General features: G+C 44.2%; 19 protein-coding genes. 4 read left to right on the top strand and 15 right to left on the bottom strand.

Annotation, left to right across the window (positions count from 1 at the left end):
* Window positions 1-13: 13 nt before the first annotated feature.
* From G7074_RS08925 to G7074_RS08885, 10 genes are all read right to left on the bottom strand, one after another.
* Window positions 14-1,618 (bottom strand): DUF5008 domain-containing protein, encoded by a 1,605-nt coding sequence (locus G7074_RS08925; RefSeq protein WP_158674074.1) that lies wholly within the window; start codon window positions 1,616-1,618, stop codon window positions 14-16.
* A gap of 13 nt (window positions 1,619-1,631) precedes the next feature.
* Window positions 1,632-2,375 carry a fasciclin domain-containing protein gene (locus G7074_RS08920; RefSeq protein ID WP_124560983.1) on the bottom strand — a complete coding sequence of 248 codons (744 nt, stop codon included), beginning with the start codon at window positions 2,373-2,375 and terminating at the stop codon, window positions 1,632-1,634.
* Between the two features lie 22 nt (window positions 2,376-2,397).
* The gene (locus G7074_RS08915; protein WP_124560982.1) at window positions 2,398-3,954 is read right to left on the bottom strand and encodes a RagB/SusD family nutrient uptake outer membrane protein; all 1,557 of its coding nucleotides are present in this window, start codon (window positions 3,952-3,954) and stop codon (window positions 2,398-2,400) included.
* An 11-nt stretch (window positions 3,955-3,965) separates the two neighbouring features.
* A complete protein-coding gene (locus G7074_RS08910; RefSeq protein WP_240916553.1) occupies window positions 3,966-6,737 on the bottom strand; it encodes a SusC/RagA family TonB-linked outer membrane protein in 2,772 nt (923 codons plus the stop codon).
* Window positions 6,738-6,757: 20 nt separating this feature from the next.
* Window positions 6,758-7,087, bottom strand: coding sequence for a carboxypeptidase-like regulatory domain-containing protein (locus G7074_RS08905; protein WP_166208045.1), 330 nt, complete (start codon window positions 7,085-7,087; stop codon window positions 6,758-6,760).
* A 93-nt stretch (window positions 7,088-7,180) separates the two neighbouring features.
* The gene (locus G7074_RS08900; RefSeq protein WP_240916509.1) at window positions 7,181-7,948 is read right to left on the bottom strand and encodes a DUF5007 domain-containing protein; all 768 of its coding nucleotides are present in this window, start codon (window positions 7,946-7,948) and stop codon (window positions 7,181-7,183) included.
* Window positions 7,942-8,202 carry a hypothetical protein gene (locus tag G7074_RS27090; RefSeq protein WP_240916508.1) on the bottom strand — a complete coding sequence of 87 codons (261 nt, stop codon included), beginning with the start codon at window positions 8,200-8,202 and terminating at the stop codon, window positions 7,942-7,944. The genes G7074_RS08900 and G7074_RS27090 overlap by 7 nt, the downstream gene beginning before the upstream one ends.
* Window positions 8,203-8,215: 13 nt before the next feature.
* On the bottom strand, window positions 8,216-8,878 hold the full coding sequence (locus G7074_RS08895) for a hypothetical protein (RefSeq protein WP_124560979.1): 663 nt from the start codon (window positions 8,876-8,878) through the stop codon (window positions 8,216-8,218).
* A 2-nt stretch (window positions 8,879-8,880) separates the two neighbouring features.
* Entirely contained in the window at window positions 8,881-10,419 is a 1,539-nt protein-coding gene (locus G7074_RS08890) for a RagB/SusD family nutrient uptake outer membrane protein (protein WP_240916507.1), read from the bottom strand.
* A gap of 10 nt (window positions 10,420-10,429) precedes the next feature.
* Window positions 10,430-13,372: a SusC/RagA family TonB-linked outer membrane protein gene (locus G7074_RS08885; protein ID WP_166208042.1), complete on the bottom strand. Its 2,943-nt coding sequence runs from the start codon at window positions 13,370-13,372 to the stop codon at window positions 10,430-10,432.
* Between the two features lie 277 nt (window positions 13,373-13,649).
* On the opposite strand from G7074_RS08885, the gene G7074_RS08880 reads away from it, so the two are divergent.
* From G7074_RS08880 to G7074_RS08865, 4 genes are all read left to right on the top strand, one after another.
* On the top strand, window positions 13,650-13,853 hold the full coding sequence (locus G7074_RS08880) for a hypothetical protein (RefSeq protein ID WP_124560977.1): 204 nt from the start codon (window positions 13,650-13,652) through the stop codon (window positions 13,851-13,853).
* 378 nt (window positions 13,854-14,231) lie between these two features.
* Window positions 14,232-14,780 carry an RNA polymerase sigma factor gene (locus G7074_RS08875; protein WP_166208039.1) on the top strand — a complete coding sequence of 183 codons (549 nt, stop codon included), beginning with the start codon at window positions 14,232-14,234 and terminating at the stop codon, window positions 14,778-14,780.
* Window positions 14,781-14,840: 60 nt separating this feature from the next.
* On the top strand, window positions 14,841-15,404 hold the full coding sequence (locus tag G7074_RS08870) for a FecR domain-containing protein (RefSeq protein ID WP_166208036.1): 564 nt from the start codon (window positions 14,841-14,843) through the stop codon (window positions 15,402-15,404).
* Window positions 15,323-15,517, top strand: a complete 195-nt coding sequence (locus G7074_RS08865) for a hypothetical protein (protein ID WP_240916552.1) — start codon at window positions 15,323-15,325, stop codon at window positions 15,515-15,517. The genes G7074_RS08870 and G7074_RS08865 overlap by 82 nt, the downstream gene beginning before the upstream one ends.
* 195 nt (window positions 15,518-15,712) lie before the next feature.
* Here the strand turns inward: G7074_RS08865 and G7074_RS08860 are convergent, their stop codons facing one another.
* The 5 genes from G7074_RS08860 to G7074_RS08840 are packed head-to-tail and all read right to left on the bottom strand — an operon-like array spanning window position 15,713 to window position 19,866.
* A complete protein-coding gene (locus tag G7074_RS08860; protein ID WP_124560974.1) occupies window positions 15,713-16,750 on the bottom strand; it encodes a HesA/MoeB/ThiF family protein in 1,038 nt (345 codons plus the stop codon).
* Window positions 16,744-17,868: a 2-iminoacetate synthase ThiH gene (thiH, locus tag G7074_RS08855; RefSeq protein WP_124560973.1), complete on the bottom strand. Its 1,125-nt coding sequence runs from the start codon at window positions 17,866-17,868 to the stop codon at window positions 16,744-16,746. Before thiH ends, G7074_RS08860 begins: the two co-directional genes overlap by 7 nt.
* Window positions 17,855-18,625: a thiazole synthase gene (locus G7074_RS08850; RefSeq protein WP_124560972.1), complete on the bottom strand. Its 771-nt coding sequence runs from the start codon at window positions 18,623-18,625 to the stop codon at window positions 17,855-17,857. The genes thiH and G7074_RS08850 overlap by 14 nt, the downstream gene beginning before the upstream one ends.
* A gap of 6 nt (window positions 18,626-18,631) precedes the next feature.
* Window positions 18,632-19,294, bottom strand: a complete 663-nt coding sequence (locus G7074_RS08845; protein ID WP_240916506.1) for a thiamine phosphate synthase — start codon at window positions 19,292-19,294, stop codon at window positions 18,632-18,634.
* Window positions 19,264-19,866, bottom strand: a complete 603-nt coding sequence (locus G7074_RS08840; protein WP_166208029.1) for a thiamine phosphate synthase — start codon at window positions 19,864-19,866, stop codon at window positions 19,264-19,266. The genes G7074_RS08845 and G7074_RS08840 overlap by 31 nt, the downstream gene beginning before the upstream one ends.
* Window positions 19,867-19,872 lie beyond the last annotated feature (6 nt).

Below are 19,872 nucleotides of genomic sequence, written 5' to 3'. Positions count from 1 at the left end.
GTTAACAACGTGATTATGGTTTGAACGAGATGCGTACTGCACCGGCTACCTGCTGGTTATCGAAAAGAGAAATAGTACCTGCAATAAGTGCGGTAGGGTTACCAAAAATGTCGGTGCTTTCGTAAACATCGTTTACAATGCCCTGAAATTTACCGGTATTGTTGTATCCGGCGGCCAGGCTTCCATTGGGGTTTAATACCATAAAGCCTTGTCGGATAATTCCGTCGTACTTTTTAAATGAACCGAATACGAGTATTTTACCGCTTTTTAACTGAAAGGCTTTACTGATGTTCCCGCCTTCAATGGTTTTAAGCACCAGGCTTTTGTCCACCGTGCCATCGGTATTTAACATCACCAGGCCTTTGGAGGCAAATCCGTTATAATTGCTAAATGCACCAGCAACCAGGTATTTGCCGGAGGTTGCACTGTAGGTAAGGGCATTGATGGCATCGTCGGCACCAGTGCCCGAAGGGTAAGTTGGATCTATAAGTCCATTGGTGCCAATGCGCGTAATGCGGTTGCTGTTTAAACCCTGATAGGTGGTAAATGAACCCACGAGGATAATTTTGCCGTCGCTTTGCATTAATGCATCACTAACGGGGCCATTGCCGGCAACCAAAGGCAAATTGGTAGCTACATTAAAATTATAACTCGAATCCATTTTACCATTCATGTTCATTTTTAACAAGTTGTTGAGTTTGGTATAGCCCACTACTTTATTGTCGCGTGTAGAACGCTCGTAGAAAAATTCGGCATAGTTAGTAAAGCTGCCTACCACATAAATGCTGTTGTTGTAATTGAAAACTTTGTTTACTACACCATTTACGCCGCCATTAAAGGTGGCTACGGTATCGTAAGAATGGTCGGAGGTTTTACCTACTACTTCTACTACCGTTGAATCGACAGAACCATTACTGTTTAAGCGGGTTACGCTGTTCATGCCGATAACGTTGTTGTAAGTAGTGAGTGTACCGCCTACGATAAACTGTCCACTTGCCAACCTGAGGATAGAAGATATGGGGCCATTTGCACCTTTACCTGTTGAAAAACCAGAAGTAATAAAACCGTTTGCATCAGTTAATACGATGTTGTTGATGGGCTTTTTGATCGTGGCTGCAGCCATGTAATTGCTAAAGGAACCCACCATTACCAGGTTGCCATTGGCTAAGGGTAAAACCTGCCTGATGCTGGCGAAACTGGTATTTGAAGCAAAAGTGGCATCAATCTCAACCTTGCCTTCTACGCGGTAAGCCGGGCCAAAAAAGATCTGGTCGCCTACAATCAGTGTAGTTCCGCCTGTGCTGGCACCCGCCGGAAAAAGTACGGTAATGGCTTTGTCGGTTATTTTGGTAATGCTGGCTTCGGTATCGTTAATGTAAAACTTAACCTTGTCTTTAAAAGGTATGAGTCCGGTTACCTCGAAGGTAATTTGGGTTGCCCCGTTTACCTGTTCGGTGTCGGCTACATCAGAAGCGAATTTAATACCCAGCGCTACTTTACCTCCTGCATAGGGATCTTCGCTAATGGGATTTTCCTTTTTACATGATGCGAAGGAAAGTGCCAGCAGCAGCAGGCAGACCAGATGGGTATTTTTAAAAATTTGTTTATTTCTTAACATAATGCTGTTTTTATTAATTCCCAATTCCATTTTCTATTGCTATCGAATTAAAATAGGCGCTGTTAAAGCCAAAGGAGTGCTTTTCCATTTTAAGTGCGTGCACAATCCCGTTTGTGGGGTTGATATCAGATGAAGCTACTGGTGCGTTGATCCAGAAGGCTTGCGGGCGCGAGAGATCGGGGATATACGAAATCATCAGTTGCCTGTAGCCTGCATATTTTACCCTAACCTCGTTGGCAGTACCAGCATTGGTTACGGCATCGTTATACACCACGCCAATGTTCAAGGGCGCACCGTTGTACGAAAGATAACCCTGCCCTTTGTAGGTGTTCAGGGCCAGCGTATCAACCTGACTGTAATCTTTAAGACGGTTGGTGCCTTTAAAGACATAAAGCGAAAGTGCTGTTTTCCATACCGCGGGTTTAATATCCGAAAGTTTGTTTACGGTATCTTTACCGGTTGAGCGGAGCTCTTTGTTCAGTGTACGGATAGCGCGGTTAATGGTTGGATCAGTAGGAGCAAAAAAGGTAATGTTATCGCCGCTAAAAGTACTTTCCATGCCGGCCAGTTTAATTACCTGGGTTAGCGTATCGAAATGCAGGGGTTTGGCCTGTAGGTACTGCAAAATGGTACCCTCAAATTTGGCTTCTTTTACGCCCCCATCAATGTAGTGTTCGTATTTTTTGCAGCTAAAGGCTAATCCGGTAAGTACAAGTACCAGGCTCAGCAATAGTGTGTTTTTGTTAAACTTATTCATGTTTAAGTTGTGCTTTAATGGGTTAACGCCAGTAATTGTTCAAAGTCATGTAGGGGTTGTTAAGGGTTGCACTGGGGTCGATTGGCCAGGTCCATGCACCCGCCTGAAACGCTGAAAACGAAAGTGGGTTAGGTGTAAACTTAGGGTCGAGAATTCTTCTGGTGCGTACCAAATCGTAAAAGTGGTGCCCTTCGCCCATGAGTTCCTTCCCTCTTTCTAAAAAGATGGCATCTTTAATTTTCCCTTCGCCCGGGTTTGCCGGAAAGAGATCGGCACCGGCACGGGCCCTGATTACGTTGAGCAAGGTTGCTGCCTCGCCATCCCTGCCCAGTTCGGCCAGTGCTTCGGCGTGCAGTAAAATGGCATCGGCCAAACGGAAAATAATGGGGTTATCATCAAGAGACTGAACAAGTGCTGCCCTGTTAAAAAATTTGTAGAACTGCCACAAGCCTGTTTCGTCGTAAATATTCTCATCAAACCAGATTGTTTTTCTTTTATCGGTACCATCTTCAGGATAAATCCTTTTCATGTAATCGCTTTTATAAGCCATTTCCGAATAAGGCCTGTCGCTGGGGAAGAAAGGAATATGCACTACCGAGAAGGAATATTTATACCTCGCATCGGCAACCGATTCGCCGGTATTATCGCTCAGTTGAACCTCGAAAAGACCTTCCTGCGATTTACCAAACATGATGAGGTAAGTTTGTTCAATCGGGATTAAGCGATAGGCTTTTTGCTGATCTACACCTATATCCTGCAGTTCGTTACCGAGTTGGTCTACTGCATCGTAATAGCTGGCTGAATTGGCGGCATCAAAACCGGCACACCACATGTTCATGTGCATCATTAAATCAATGGCTCCACCACGCATGGCCCTGATGCCTCTAAAAGTGGGATCGCTGTAGGTCCAGGGCAAATCGTTTTTTACGGCACCTAAATCGGCAAGGCAATTTTTAAAAACCGTAACCATGTTGGTGCGCGGCAAAGCTTCCTGGTTATAGGCTTCGGTATAATAGGGTACATCGCCAAATAACCTGGTTAGGAAGAAATAAGATATGCAGCGCATAAAAACAGCCTCGGCAATATATTGTTTCTTTTTCTCCGAGGTAAGGATGTTGTCTGGCATTTCTGCTACCTCTTTTACCATAATGTTAGCCGCCTGGATCACTTTGTAAAAGGGAGTCCATTGCTGGATCAGATCATATCTCGATCTTAGCTGAAACCATTCGTTAATGGCATTGGCTTCGTAACCGGGTAATGAACGGTCGGCACGGGCCGCAATGGCCATTTTAAGGTTGTTGGTGGCCATGTAGTCAAAATCAATCCGGCCCGGATAATTTTTGACAGAAGACCTTGCCCATCCGCACCGGGTATCGCCGATTTCGAAAAGTACATTTTTCATCGATGCTTCTCTAAACAAGCGGTACAAGCCCAAATCGTAGCTTTGTACATCGGCTTCGTTTTTCCAGTAATTGTTGCCCGATAGTTTACTGAGCGGCTCTACGTTTAAGAACTTTTTACAGCTAAAGTTTACACTCAACAGCAGCAGTGCTGCTAATAGATATATTGTTTTTTTCATCGTGTTCCTGTTTATAATTGAATGTTTAAGCCCAAAGCATAGGTTCTGCGTACGGGGTAACCACCAGAGCTATCCCGGCCCAGCGAACTCACAGTTTCGGGATCGGCACCCGAGTAAAAACTAAAAGTGTGGATGTTGTTGGCTGTAGCAAATACCCTTAAGCTGGTAATGCCCAGACGTTTGGTTAACTGTGGCTTAAAGTTGTAACCCAGTGTTACCGTAGCCAGTTTTAGGTACGAACCATCTTCCTGAAACAGGGTTTGGTTATAACGGAAAGGCAAAAACTGTGTCGATTTATCGGTCGCCCCATAGTTTCCGTACCGCAAATAATCGTAGGGATTAGGATAATTTGCAATATCGCCCGACTGGCGCCATATATTGTATTCGCTTATGGGTACCAGGTTATTGGCCGAAAAAGGCGAAGCAAAGTTCTGAAAGCCCGAAGCCAGCGGGTTGTTCAGGATATCGCGGTGCCAGGTATAAGCCATAATTACGTTAAGCGAAAAGCCCTGGTACGATACGAAGTTGCTGATACCACCGTTAATTAATGGCTGGGAGTTGCCGGCCCCCACCATATCTTTCGAGTCGAGTACGTAATCGCCATTGATATCGGCATAATACGGATCGCCTGCCTTGAAATACACGGGTACAGCACCGTTAAAAGTATGGTAACGGGTACCATTGGCCGGGTTAACTGGCACGTCATCATTGGTAGCAAATACACCTTTAAAATTGTAAAGGATATTGGTTAAAGAGTTGCGGCCCAGGCGGTACAATATGGCTTGTCCGGTAGCGCCTCCCTCAATTAAGATCTGACGGGTAGCATCAGGAAGGGCGGTAATTTTTTCCTTATTGTAAGCGCCGTTAATGCTCAGGGTCCAGTTTACCTTGCTGGTAGCCGGCAATGGCCTGAAACTTAGAGCCAGTTCATAACCGATGTTTACGTTGCTAACCTCGTTGGTTTTAAGTTTGGTAAAGGCATTGTGTGTAGTAATGTTCTTTTGCCAAAGCTGGTTATCAACCATTTTGTAATAAGTATCGAAGGTTAGGGTAATGCGGTTTTTAAAGAGGTTTAAATCTAAACCCGCATTGTACTGGGTAGTAGAGGTGGGCAATAATTTAATGTTGGGCAGGTTGTTAAAATCGATAGCCGTAGTTGGAATACCGTTGTAATTGCCATAATAATCATAAGTACCATTGGCGTCGAATACGCTACCCACCGGGGCAATGTTTCTACCCCACGATAGGCGGAGCATACCTACATCGAGCCATTTGGAGTTGGCCAGGAAGTTTTCTTTGTTGAAATTCCATTTTACAGCCAGCGATGGGTTTTTAGCCCATGGTGCATTTAAACCTGTACTCGAAGTACCATCTAAACGGAAAGTAGCCTCGATGAGGTATTTGGTTTTGTAGTTGTAAGATAAACTTCCGGCGAGCGATGCTGCTCTCGAATCGGAGTAGTTATCTAACACCCCGCCACCCGAGCTTGCTGCTGCAGTGCCGAAGGGCCCCTGGTACTGATCGTTGGTATACTGATTTTGCTTAATGGCATGTGCTTGGAAATTGCGCACATACACCTCAGAGAAAACGTAGGCACCCAGGTTATGCACATCTTTTTGAAAGGATTTGTTAAAGCTTAACATGGCCCTGTTGTATAAGGTGCTGCGCTTATCGTTGTACGAGTAAACACCTGCCACATTGTTATTTAATATGGCGGGGTTAAAGGTTTCGGTGGTTCCCATCGAGTAATCGTAACTGGTGATGTTAGAGAGCGCCAAACCGGTAAGAAATTCGTAACGGGCCTCTACGCTGGTTTTAATGTTGCCAGCTTTATTGTCGTTATCAACAATTAAAGCACCCAAAGCTGCACTGCTGTTAATTAAACTGGGGCCGGGCAATAAAGATGAAGAGCCTGCACCTGAGGCTACTCCGGTTTGCAGTAAACCATTACCACTCCCTTTTTGGGTGTTACCCAAACTGCTTGATAGGATAAGGTTTACATTAAATTTAGGACTGGGTTTGTAACGGGTATTCATGCTCAGCGAGTAGCGGGTAAAACCGGTATTTTCCTGAATCCCCTTTTCATTGTAATAACCCACGTTAATTTTATAGTTAAAAGAATCGTCGCCACCGCTTGCATTTACATTGTGCTGCTGGTTATAGGTAGAGCGGTAAAAAATGCTTTGCCAATCGGTAGAGTTGTTGTAAAAGGCATTTAAACTATCGGCCAGCATGGGTGTGTTGTCGATACTTTGGCGCGCCGAATATATATTGGTTCCATAAGTGTAAATTTCCCAAAGCCTTAAATTACTTTCGGCAGCACCACCAATTACCTGACGCAGTTTAGGCGGGGTGTTGAAGAAAAAGTTGGTTGAGTACTGAATAATCGGGGTTTTCGATTTACCTCTGCGGGTATTGATTAAAATTACCCCATAAGCACCCTGTGCACCATAAAGGGCTGTTGCACTGGCATCTTTTAAGAAGTTGATTTCTTCAATATCCTCGGGTGGGATTAATGATAAGGGACTAATGCCCGGGCCGTTGCTCGAAAAGCCATACTGGTAATCGGTATTTAAATCAACCGGTACCCCATCAATTACGAACAAGGGTGAGGTTGGAGTTAAAAAGGCATTATCGCCCGAACCGGTTACGCTGATGCCGGATAAACCACGCATATTAATGGTTGGTGCCGCACCCGGACTACCTGTATTGATCTGGATGTTTAAGCCCGGTACTTTGGCCTGAAACAATTCGGCTACGTTACTTACAGGCACATCCTGGATATCTTTGCCTTTTAATGAGGTTACCGCCCCATTACGGTTTCTTTTGTTTTTTGGGCGTAACCCACTACCACAATGTCTTCCAATGAGGTACGGTCTTCGGCCATTACAACCTTGAGGTCGTTTTTGCCATTTAACTTTACCGTAACATTTTTATAATTGAGGTATTTGAAGGTTAGTGTTGCGTTATCGGGTACGCTTACCGTAAATGAACCATCATCTCTGGTCATTCCTATTGCCCGGGTAGTGGTACTGGCCATAATGGTTACGGCTGGTATGCCGTTTCCATCACTTTTATCTACCACCTTACCCTTTACGCTGATGAGGGTTTGGGCCGATACTGTGCCCCCCATACTGCCAGCGTTACCAAAAACAATAAATTTAGGATGTATTTTTTAGTCATATCTGTATTGTAAAAACTCATGTTCAACTTATTTTTCTGGGGATTAGTCGTTGGTAAACCGCGGGTTATCTTTATTAAACCAGAAAATGACTTCCCAATCGCCCTTTTCGAAAATGGCAAAGTCTAAACCCAGGTTGGCCTCTACCCTGAAGCCACCAAAACCAATGCGATCGTAAGCGAAAGCCACGCGGGCTCGAGTACCGTTAGCGTTGGTGTAAGGCGTTGGGATGGTTACAAGTGGGATGGGATAAGCGGCATCGTACTTTACAGCCGTAGTGCTCATTTTCATGTTAAAGCCATGTACCAGTTTTGTCCAATTGGTGAGTTTAAATTTGGCGGGGTCGATGGGTTTGAGCAGGGTATCTAAAAACTTAAATGAAATGGAATTGCCTTCGCCCACTTTATTAAACAGGATGGTTACATCGCTGCTGGATAAAGGCTGTCCGGATTTATCGCCCACTATACCGTTCAGTAATGTTGGGGTAATGGTGCCGCCTGTATTGGCCCCGGTTAGCGGATTAATGCGGTTGGGCTCGTAAGGCAGCTCTCTTTGCGGCTGCAATACCAGGTTATTGAAATATTTACGGCCGCCATTGTTCGATACTTCTACGTCGAAAACATAGCCCGAATCGGGCAATGCTTTTACAATATTGCTTTTGGCCTCTGCCCACATGATAAACTCGCCCGAGTGCTCGCCTACTTCAAACAGGGTATGCTGCTCGGTGCTGCGTTTGGCTTCAATTTCCTGAATCGATTTCTCGCTCCCATCGTAGGCTTTTTTCCACACCAGTACAGGAAAGGGTTTTAACAACTCGGGCTGGTAATGCCATCGCTATTGCGCATGGCCACGATTTTGAAGGTGAGTGGTAAGGATGAGCTTTCGATATTAAAATTATCGCCCATTAAAGTGGTACGGCCCAGTATGGGTTTGTAAACGGTTTGTTTAAATCCGGCATCCTTATTAAAGGCATCGGTATCGCTCGGCAATAATTTTTTGCAGCCCAGTATGGCCAATGCGCCAATGGCTACAAAAAATAAGGCAATTGATTTATTTCTTGGTATCATATAACTGAATGATTTATTTATTTAATCGGATGAGGAATTCGCCGAAACCAAATTCGTGCGAAGCCGAAAGCACGTGGATAATGGCATTGTTGGTTTCAATATTTACCGCCTGGGTAGTGGCCGATTTCCATTCTTTGGTATACTGCGAGTTTTTAATGTCGCTGTAAACCACCCCTTTTGGACCACCAAAAACATAACCGCTGGCATTCGAGTTCAGCTCCTGCGCATTCATGCCATATTTAAAATGGGTGCTGGTTAAAAAGGCTCCATCAGCAAAGTGCAGGCTATCGGTGGTTATTTTTGTGCTTACAATGTAGCGGTCTAATAAAATACCCAGCTGGCCAGCATCCAGATTGGCAATACCCAATGCTTTTTTATTCTGGCTTAACCTGAGGTTGTTCAGGGCGTTTAGTGCCACTGAAAAATTGCGGTTGGTAAGCGAAAACACGGTAATGGCTTTACTGTTGCTTAAGGTATCTTTTGCCCAGCTTACCCGCTCGCATACTTTAAGCAGCGAATCGTATTTACCGGTTTGCGATTTAAGGTAGGCATAAGCATTGCCATCAAATACATTGGCTTCGTTTTCATAGTTGTAGGCGCCATTGTCTTTTTTGCAGGCAAGGGCAAACAGGGCTATGGCCATACAGCAGGCTATATTTTTAATACTTTTTATCATCGTTACCTCCAATATTCGTTTTGAGTAATTTTTGCATTGGTGCTTAGCACTTCTTCATCAATAGGCCAGTAAATGCCGCCTTTTTTAATCAGGTCGGTAAATTTTGGGTCGTTGTTTTTTAGTTTGTTGTAGCGTACCAGATCGTACCAGCGCCAGCCTTCGCCCATTAACTCCCTCCGGCGTTCGGCAAAAATGGCATCAATCAATCCGGCATTTGTACCCTTGTACAGGCCAATACCACGACTGTTGCGTACAATGTCCAAAGCATCTGTAGCATCTTCCATACTGCCTATAGCAGCCAGCGATTCGGCATAAAGCAGTGTAATTTCTTCTATCCGGGTAAAAATTAAAGCTGAGCTGTAAATGGCCAGTGTACCGTCGGTAGAGGCATTGCGGATACATTTTACTTTGCTGAATACGGTGTTTGAAGTACCATAACCGCTGAAATAATCGGATACGGGTAAACCGGTAAGGGGATCGAACCTGAACCTGAGGTCGTTTGCTTCGTTAAATATGCTTGCAATTACATCATCAGGCATTTTAATTTGCGGTACAGCTTTTGAAATGATGGGAGCTGCCAGCGCCAGATCTTCGATATGGCCTACAGCGCTCATTTCGGCAGTATTGTAGTTAAACGGAAAGCCTACCAGTTGCGAGGCGTTATTGCCATAAAACAGGCCATCTACCTTGGTGAGGTTTTGTGTGGTGGTATAAATGGCACCACTTAAACCAAAGTTGGTCATTACAAATTTCGAGTAGGCAACGGCATCGAGGTATTTTCCCTGCCAGGCTGCAATATGTGCCAGAATGGAATAGGCCGAAATGCGGTTCAGTAAGATACCATCCCAGTACGGGGCAACCTTACCGTAATAGGTTTGCTGGTTGAAACCGTTTTGCAATGCACCATAGCGGTAAGGCAAAGCATTAACAACGGCCAGCAATTCGCTGGTGGCAAACTGCAATACAATTTCTGATGCTACTTTAGGCCGTTCGATAAAATTACCGTCGGTAGAGGCCGTAATCAGCGGGATATCGCCCCAGATCCTGACCATGTAAAAGTAGGTAAAGGCCCTGAGTGCCCGCATTTGAGCAACATCAATCTTGTAATTTTCTTCGGTGTATTGCTTGTCGTTTTTTAAAATTTCGCCGGCACGATCAATAAAAACCGTACAGCTGTTAATTACGGCATAGAATTTACGCCAGTTGCTTAATGATTTTACTACCGGATAAGGTGCATTTAAGTTGTTTTCGGCAATAGCCTTTAAATCCAGGCGGGAGGTGGCTTTAAAATCGCCCATGCGCACATCGCCATACAGCCAGTGGGCATTATTATCGGCCAGTGCAGCCCTGAGTAAGCCGTACGAACCCAGCAGGGCCGAGCGGGCATCGGCTAAACTTTTCCAGTTGTTGCTTTCGTTTACCAGGTGGGTAGAATCGATATCGAGTTCTTTGTTACAGCCCGATAGCAATACCGTACCGAATAGCATAAACATCCCTATCTTTTTGATTACGTTTCTGGATGGTTTTATTTTGTTATACATGTGGATGTGCTTATAAATCAATTTTTAAACCTAGTGTGAATGTTCTCGGTATTGGCAAGCCATAACCGGTATCTTCGCCGGTATAGCTCACCAGTTCCGGATCGCCGCCGGTATAACTTTTTAAGGTGTACAGGTTAAGTGCTGAGGCGTACACATAAATTTTCCGGAAGGTTTTGTTAAAATACCTGAAGCTCGAGATGTCGTAACCCAGAGAAACAGACCTTAACTTGGCATAAGAACCATTTTCGATAAAAATATCCTGATCGGTACGGTACGATTGCACAGCACTCCATGGATTGTAAATTGGGTAATCGGCCACATTAATGCCTTTTTGCCAGAAAGTGATTTCGTTTACCGAGTTGATGTTGTTATTGCCGGTTTTGTTGATGAAATCGAGCTGGTTGGCTGCCGATTGGTTAATGATGCTTCGTTTTAAGGCGAAGTAGATGTTGAAATCGAGGTTAAAGCCCTTGTAGCTCAGTGTGCTGCTAAAATTGCCGACAATGCGGGGCATATAACCGCCCATGGCTACCTTATCGTTTTCATCGATGATGTAATCGCCATTCTGGTCTTTCCATTTCGGATCGCCACCATGCAGTTTCAGGCCTTTGTAGGTCATGATCTGGAAGTTGGCTGGATTTACAGGTACATCTACATCGGTTTGGTAAACGCCCTGACTTTGCAGTACCAGAATCTGATCGACCGGTTTGCCTACAGTAAGTTTTTGTGTGCCAATGGTAATCTCGTTCAGGTTGTTGGGCAGGGCTTTTAATGTATTTTGGTTAAAAGCAATATTGAAATCGGCATTCCAGCCCAGCGTACTGGCTTTAGGCTTAATGATTTCGGCCGAAAGTGCCAGTTCTATGCCTTTATTGTTTACATCCATGCCGCTTTTGTACTCTTTGGTGTAGCCCGATTCGGCATTTACCGGCACGCCTAAAAGCATGCGTTTGTTGGTTTTAGAATAGAAAGACAGGCGGGTTTGCAACCTGTTGTTTAAGAAAGCGGCATCGGCGCCTAGTTCAAGTGCCTGTACATAGGCCCATGGAATATCGTAACCAATCCAGCCCGAGCTGTACGGGCGAGAAAGTGTACCAATACCACCATAAGAACCTACTGATTTATTGGAGCTCCAACCCAGATCGCTTACATATTGCGGGCCTGCACCATACATATCGGTAATGTTAAGCGTACCTAAACGGCCATACGAGGCGTTTAAGCTTAAGTTATTCAGTACAGCGCTTTTAAGGTATTTAGTAATGTCCCATTTGGTGTTTACCGATGGCGAAAAGAACCACCTGTTATTGGCCTGCATGTTCGAGGCGCCATCGGTACGGGCTACCAGGGTAGCAAAAAACTCGTTGTTCAGGGTATAATCAAAACTGCCGTATAAAGAGCTAATGTTGATTTTTTGTTTATCGGTAAATTTTTTGGTGAAAAAGCCCTGAGGTTGTAAATAGTCTTTCTCATTAACATCGCCATCTACACTGTTAATCCGTATATAATCGCTGGTACCTTTATAGCCCTGCAGGTAGTTGTATTTATTTACATCGCGCGAAAGCGTATGGCCGAACAATGCCTTAAATACGTGGGCTTTGTTTACTTTAAAATTGTAAGCAATGGAGTTATCGATGTTTAAACGCTGGTTGTAGGCATAAAAATTAGATACGTAGTTGTTTCCATCCATTAAAGTGGTGGGGTAAAATAAATCGCGCATGCCCTCATTGTAATCAAACGATACGCGGCTAATGAAATCGAAGTTCATGTACCTGGCATTGGCCGAGAACGAGCCTTGTATTACATTGTTGATATTGTTATCGATGGTTTTGTTTTCGTACTCGCTTAGGTAATTGCCATAAATGGTTTTATTTGGAGCTATGGGGCTAATGAGGTCGGGTACGTATTGCATTTCTGCAAAACGATCGCGCAATGAGCGGTTGCGGTCGCGGTTAAGGCGGGTAGCATTAACCATGGTTGAGATGGTGAGCCATTTCAGCGGCAGTACATTGATAAAGAAAGCTGCATTGTAGCGGTTCAGGCGCGTATCGTCGGCATTGCCTGCGTTAGAAGTATTGCCGGCAAAAAATCTGAAGTTAGATCGCGAGGTTCCACCGGTTATGCTGGCATTGATGGTATGCAGTGCTGCGTTTTTGTAGTACAGGTCGGTCCAGTCTGAACGGCCGTAATAGTTTTCGTTAGTGGCATCGGCCAGGTAAGCCGGGTATTTGTCGAAATCTTCGGGCTTAGCATACTTATTGTAAAAAATACTACGCAACAGGCTTTCGTCGCGGCCATTGGTGGTGGTTACCTTGTTTTTACTGGCAAAACCGAAATAGCTGTTTACCGAAATTTCGCGGTTGCCCTGATGTGCATTTTTGGTGGTAATTAAGATGGCGCCATTGGCAGCGCGCGGACCATAAATAGAAACGGCTGCCAAATTACTGATTACGTTTATAGATTGGATGTTATCGAGATCGATGGCAGATAACAGATTGGTGGCGGGCCCTATTGGCGAAAAATCGTATTCCTGTACATTATAAACAAAAGGATTATCGCCGATTAAAGGAATACCGTTAATAAAAACAGCAGGCTGCGATTCTGCAACATTGGTTTTAGAAAGTAAAGGACGGCTTAAGCCTCGTAACAGCATCGATTGGTTGGCACTGCCCGGCTCGCCGGTAATTTCCTGCACATACAAGCCTTTAGTATTGCTTTTTAAGGCTTGTTGCAGGGAGATAAAAGGATATTTGCTTACCTGATTGAGTTTTACGGTATCTGTATTTCTTTTGGATACATAGCTTACCAATACCACCGAATCGATGGCAGCTGGCTGTTTTGCTTTTTTGGTGGTATCCTGAAAGCAGATGCCAACCGGGTTAACTGCGCTTTTTCCGTACGATTTAAGGTTAACTGCACAGTTAATCATGGTGGATAGCACTAAAAATAAACCCATTTTTTTGGGGATGTTTTTAAATAAACATACCGGTTGAAACGGGTTTAGGTATGGATCCAATGCTTGATTTTTTTTGTTCATTTTATATCATGTTTGTTGGCTTGTCTATTTAAAAACAGCAATACAGATCCACCCACACCTTTCGGCAGGGCAATAAATTACCGGGCCACTATTGTGGCTATTACATCAACAGCATGAAAAGGGCTTGTAGCTGCTCTTCATGGTGTTATGCACCGGGTAAACTGTTTAACTGTTTTTACCTTTAAAATTTGGGGGCTTGCTTAATTCGGTTGTAAATTTTGGCCTTGAACTGGAAACATTAGGATTTTGGCATCACCGCATAATAGTGCTGTTAGGTACGTTCGGTGGTAAGGTTGCAGGGGCAACAGTACGCCTGGTAACAAACAGCCGAAAGGAATTGGGATCGAAGCCTGGTAAACCTTCAGAAAGCCATGTTTGTGAAGTAGTGGTTTTTTCATAATTAATCGTTTTGGTTAATTTGTTTTATAAGCCTGCTTTTGGGGACAGCCTGCCTATAAGGTTTTCATATCTTCCCCGAAGCCGGAAAGGATATGGGTTTGGTTAAATCAAAACTGCTATATTCTACTTTAAAAAAAGATGAAAATCCTTAAATAAAAGGTAGAAAATCGGGTATAATTGCCTGAAAATCGACTATTTAGTTCAAAAGCCTGTTTGGGCATTTACTTTTCGGTTGGGTAGCTTAAAAAAAGCTGGCTCGGCTAGCTTTCTCTCTCGGAACATGCCGGCTAAACGCCAAAATTTAATTAAAACATAACCTTCAAGTAAAATTCAGGCCACATCTTTTTCATTTCTTAGGCTTAAAAATTAATCATCCCCTATGATCTGCTTGAAAGAATTTGAATACATCTATATCCGCCATTGGGAGAAACTGTATGCATTCTGTTTTCGGATGACCAGGGATGAGTCTCTTTCGCAGAATTTTGTGCAGGATATTTTTACTGATCTGTGGGCGCGCAAGACCGAAGTAAACATTGTTTCGATAGAAAATTACCTGTTTAGGGCCGCTAAAAACCAGATTTTAAAAGAATATCGGCGGAAAAAGACGGATACCACCATTATGGAAGATAATTTTGAAAATTACCTGATCGATAATGTGGGTACACTCGAAACGGAACTGATGGATCAGCTGTACGGACTGCTGCAGCGCCTGCCCGAAAAAAGGAAAGAGATTTTGGTAATGAGCAAAATACAGGAGATGGATATTGATGAAATTGCCAAAGTACTTAACCTCTCTAAACAAACGGTTAAAAACCAGCTTACATCAGCTTTAAAGCAATTGAGGTTTCATACCAACGAAACATCGGGACTTATTATGCCTTTTGGCATTTACCTGTTAATACTGCTTAAACATAGCTTAACGATTTAATAACAGGCAGCAATAGTACTATTTTGACTCATTTGGTACTTATACACGAATATTAGTACTATGATCGAAAAAGAAATGCACTACCTGGAGTACCTGGTAGAAAAAGAAGAAAAGGGAACCATTACTGAAGCAGAAAGAAGATTGCTCGATCATTTCTTTAGCGAAGAATACCAGCGTGCCGAATGGGATGGGGAGCAGATGGGTAAAAAAGCAGCGGTTTCTGCAGGCATATATACCCAGATTAAAAAACAGGCCCATTTTGCCAAATCGTGGACGAGCTACATCAAGTACGCTGCGGCTGCGCTGGTTGTGCTTATCGTGGGTGCAGGGATTTTGTTAAATGCTAAAATTAACCCGAAAGAAGTTACACTCAGTACAGCGGCTGCTACCGATTCGGTAAAGCTGGCTGATGGAAGTGTAGTGTACCTTGCAGCTCATTCAACGTTTCGCTATCCGCAGCGTTTTGCGCATCAGGTAAGGGCTGTAACCTTAGTAAAAGGGGGGCTTTTTTTAAGGTGGCCAAAGACCATAAACACCCATTTATTGTTAGTTCGGGCGCAGTTAGCATCAAGGTATTGGGTGCCTCGTTTCATATCGGGCTCGATAACGATAAAACAAGTGTAAAGGTTGTTGCCGGCTTTGGTAAAGTTACTTCTGCTAAGCAGATGGTATTTCTAAAACCGAACGAAAGTGCGGTATTTACCGCTGCCGCAGGCCTTCACTATACGTCACTTTGACTTCCGCCCGCCTGATCGGACGAGTGTTTCAGGGGCTCTTCTTAACTAAGCTGCGCAATGGAGAGATGCTGAAATAAATTCAGCATGACGGATTGGGTTTTCTGCGCCCTACGCGGAATGACGGATTAGGAAAGTGATCACCTCTCTATCGTCACCCTGTCTATATTTTACATCGGATCAGCATATGGATTTAACTTAAACTCCACCTTTCAAGCTATACACTTCACCGTTATAATACGGTTGGAGCAACTTAGCCGCCATTTTACTCTTTTGGCCTGTTTGGCAGTAACATACCACCTGCCTGCCAGCCGGAATACGGTCGATAGCGTTGTTTAAATCGTATAGGGAAATATGCATCCCTCCAATGTTGTGTTCTTCGTGCTCGTAGGCTTCGCGTACATCGATTAAGCAAACCTCTTTGGGTTTTGTTTCCAGCCAGGTCGTTAAGGTTTGACGGTCTATTTCTTTTATGGGCGGTTCGTTTTTTATTTGAGTAGGCTTATTGTTTGTTGCCGTTGTATCGGCTTTAATGCTAAACACGTAGCTGGTATTGTTTAACAGATCAACACTCATGAGTTTGTCGGCCAGGGTTTGGCCTACTTCACAAATAAGTTTAATGGTTTCGTTGGCCATGTATAAACCAATGAGGCCGGGTAGGGTGCCTATTACCCCACCATCGGCACAGCTAATATCTTCGCTGGGTGGCTCGGGGTATAAATCCCTGTAATTTACCCCGCCGTTATGGTTAAAAACGGCAATTTGTCCTTCAAATCTTAATATTGATCCAAATACAAGGGTTTTGCCCAAGGCCACACAGGTATCGTTAACAAGGTAACGGGTATCGAAATTATCAGAACAATCTACTACCAGATTGTAAGGACTGCAAATATCTTTGGCGCAGGTGGCATCGAATCTTTGTACGTAGCTGTTTAGGCTAAGATGGGGATTTAGCAGTTTTAGTTTTGCGCAGGCCACAGTGGCTTTTGACAGGCCAATATCGGCAGCATTAAATAGGATTTGCCGGTGCAGGTTACTCAACTCTACCACATCATCATCTACAATACCTATTTCGCCTACGCCCGCCGCTGCCAGGTATTGCAGTACGGGGCAACCCAATCCGCCGGCGCCGATAACCAGTACTTTGGCGGCTTTCAGTTTTTCCTGCCCTTCAAGCCCAAATTCGGGCAATAGCATTTGCCGCTGGTAGCGTTGTTGTTCTTCTTTTATTAACATGATTTGTTGATCAAACTCATATCCCAGTCTTTCCAAATGGGTTCGTAGCCCTGTTTTCTGATCATGGCCGCAATTTCCTGTGACGAACGCTCGTCTGATATTTCAAACTGCTCTAACGATTGCGGCTCTACCTGATAACCACCCGGATTGGTTTTTGAACCTGCACTGATGGCGGTGATGCCAAGTTTGATTACCTGGTTTCTGAAGGCCATGGTTTCGCGGGTAGAAATGGAAAGCTCTACTTCGCTGTTAAATAAACGGTAGGCACAAATCAGTTGAACCAGTTCCTTATCGTTCATGGCTACTTTGGGTTCTAAACCTCCGCTAAACGGACGTAAACGGGGGAAAGAAATGCTGAATTTGCTTTGCCAGTATTGCTTTTCGAGGTAAGAAAGGTGCAGCGCCGTAAAAAACGAATCGGTACGCCAGTCTTCCAGGCCGATTAAAACCCCTAGCCCGATTTTATGGATGCCTGCCTGCCCCAAACGATCTGGTGTTTCCAAACGGTATAAAAAGTTCGATTTTTTACCTTTCGGGTGATGCTTGCGGTAGTCGTCCTGGTGGTAGGTTTCCTGATAAACCAGTACGGTATTTAAGCCGTGCGGAATAAGCGTTTCGTAATCGGCCACATCAAGGGGCTGCACTTCCATCGAAATGTGCGAGAAATGCGGGCTGATCAGATCGAGCACTTTTTTAAAGTAATCGGTATGCACACTTTGGTTGGCTTCGCCTGTAACCAGCAACACGTGATCGTAACCCATACCTTTAATTACGGCAACTTCCTGCATAATTTCCATCGGGTTAAGCGTTCTGCGTCTTACCTTATTGTCGTAACTGAAACCGCAATAGGTACAAATATTGTTGCATTCGTTGGATAGATACAGCGGAATATACATCTGTATGGTACGGCCAAAACGATCTAAGGTTAGCCGCTGACTAATCTGCGCCATATCTTCGAGGTAGGGCAAAGCAGCAGGCGAAATGAGTGCCTTAAAGTCTTCAAGGCTTCTTTGCTGCGTGACAAGGGCATTCTCAACGTCGGCCGCTGTTTTGTCGTAAATACTGGCTTTGGTATCGTCCCAGTTATACGATTCGAATAGGGAATTAAAACTCATCATCTAAAAATGCGGTTAGTGGACTGCTGGCTGCGGCATAATGTTGCTGCGCGCCAAGTTTAGCTTCGAAGGCCATTCTGCCGGCTTCCACAGCCAGTTTAAAAGCTACTGCCATATTGATTGGGTTTTTAGAAATGGCTATGGCGGTATTCACCAGCACGGCATCGGCACCAATTTCCATGGCTTTGGCGGCATCAGATGGGGCACCTATTCCGGCATCAACAATTACGGGTACCCGGCTCTGGCTGATGATGATTTCTAAAAAATCGATGGTTTTTAGTCCTTTGTTACTGCCAATTGGCGACCCGAGCGGCATTACAGCTGCTGTGCCTACATCTTCCAAACGTTTACATAAAACCGGGTCGGCATGGATATAAGGCAGCACCACAAAACCCATTTTAACCAGCTCTTCGGTAGCTTTCAGCGTTTCAATGGGATCGGGCATTAAATATTTGGGATCGGGATGAATTTCGAGTTTAATCCAGTTGGTTTCCAAAGCTTCGCGTGCCAGTTGTGCGGCAAAAATGGCCTCTTTGGCATTGCGTACCCCCGAGGTGTTGGGCAGTAAGTTAATGTGTGGGTATTTTAGGTGATGCAAAATGTCATCATCTTTGGTTTTTAAATCAACGCGTTTAAGCGCCACAGTAACCAGTTCGGAGGCCGAAGCAATTAAGGCACTTTCCATTTCTTTTGCCGAACTGAATTTTCCGGTTCCGGTAAAAAGACGCGAGCTAAAGGTTTGATCTGCTATTTTTAACATAATTTTTTAAAAAGAGTTCAAGGCTAATTTGCTGTTCATATCAGCTAATACAGCCGATGTTTGGGTTTGGTTGGTCAATACTGCCGATACTGCAATACCATATACACCTGTTTCGAGAATGGCCTCAATATCTTCGGCTTCAATTCCGCCGATGGCAATAATTGGTGTGGTAATGCCTGCTTTCTTTACCTTCTCCATTAGTTTCTGGTAACCTTCGAGGCCAACTATGGGGCTCAGGTTTTCTTTGGTGCGAGTAAACCTGAAAGGGCCAAGGCCAATGTAATCAACTCCTTCGGCCACGCGTTGTAGAATATGTTCGAAAGTGTTGGCGGTGCCGCCAATAATCTGATCGGGGTTGATAATTTGCCGGGCCTGGGGTACAGGCATATCCTGCAGGCCTAAATGAACACCAAAGGCACCGGCAGCTTTGGCCAGGTGCGGGTAATCATTCACAATTAATTTTGCGTCGTAACGCTTGCATAATTCCTGTGCCGATAAAGCAAAAGGCAGTATTTCGGCTTCGGGTAGGTTTTTAATGCGAAGCTGGATCCATTTTCCTCCTGCCTGGAGTACCTGCTCAATGGCATCTAAATGGGTACCGGTTTTGGGTGCTTGTGAGATATATTGTAGGGGGTGGATCATTGCTGTAAGGTTAAAAGGTGCTGGCATTTTTCCTGTATTTTTTTAAAGTTGTTTAAAGCCTGTGCCGGATCGTTCCAGATACTGCCTAAAAGGGCAATTCCATCAAAGTTCATGGCTTTTACCTGGTCTATGTTGTTTATCTCAATACCGCCAAGCGCAATCAGTTTAGTGGTTTTGGGCCTATCTATGCTAAATCCGTTATGGGCAATACCCGCATAACCCGGTTTGGAAAGACTATTGAAAACCGGACCAAAGAAACTGTAATGGTATTGGTCAATTTGATCAATTTCTGCCATTTTGTGTATCGAGGTACTGAAAGTGTAAGGCTGGGTAAAATCACCAAAAGTACTGTTCTTTCTAAAACGTTCGGTATGGTGTATTCTGTTAATGTTATAATCGCCTGCCAAGGAATGGAAATGATGTAAGGCAATGCGGTTATGGTATTCGGGTAAAATACCATCCATAAATTTCCCGTGCGCCGCCTCATCTGCTTCTGGTTTGCGCAAATGAAAAACAGGTAAACCAGCCTCAAAAAGCTGGTTTACCAATAAGGTTTCATTTTTTAAAATCTTTGGATGCGCAATTACAATCAGTTCCATTGTGTT

The organism is Pedobacter sp. HDW13 (assembly GCF_011303555.1).
GTDB lineage: Bacteria > Bacteroidota > Bacteroidia > Sphingobacteriales > Sphingobacteriaceae > Pedobacter.
Note: the sequence above shows the minus strand (reverse complement) of the source record. Positions and strands in the feature narration are given on the sequence as shown.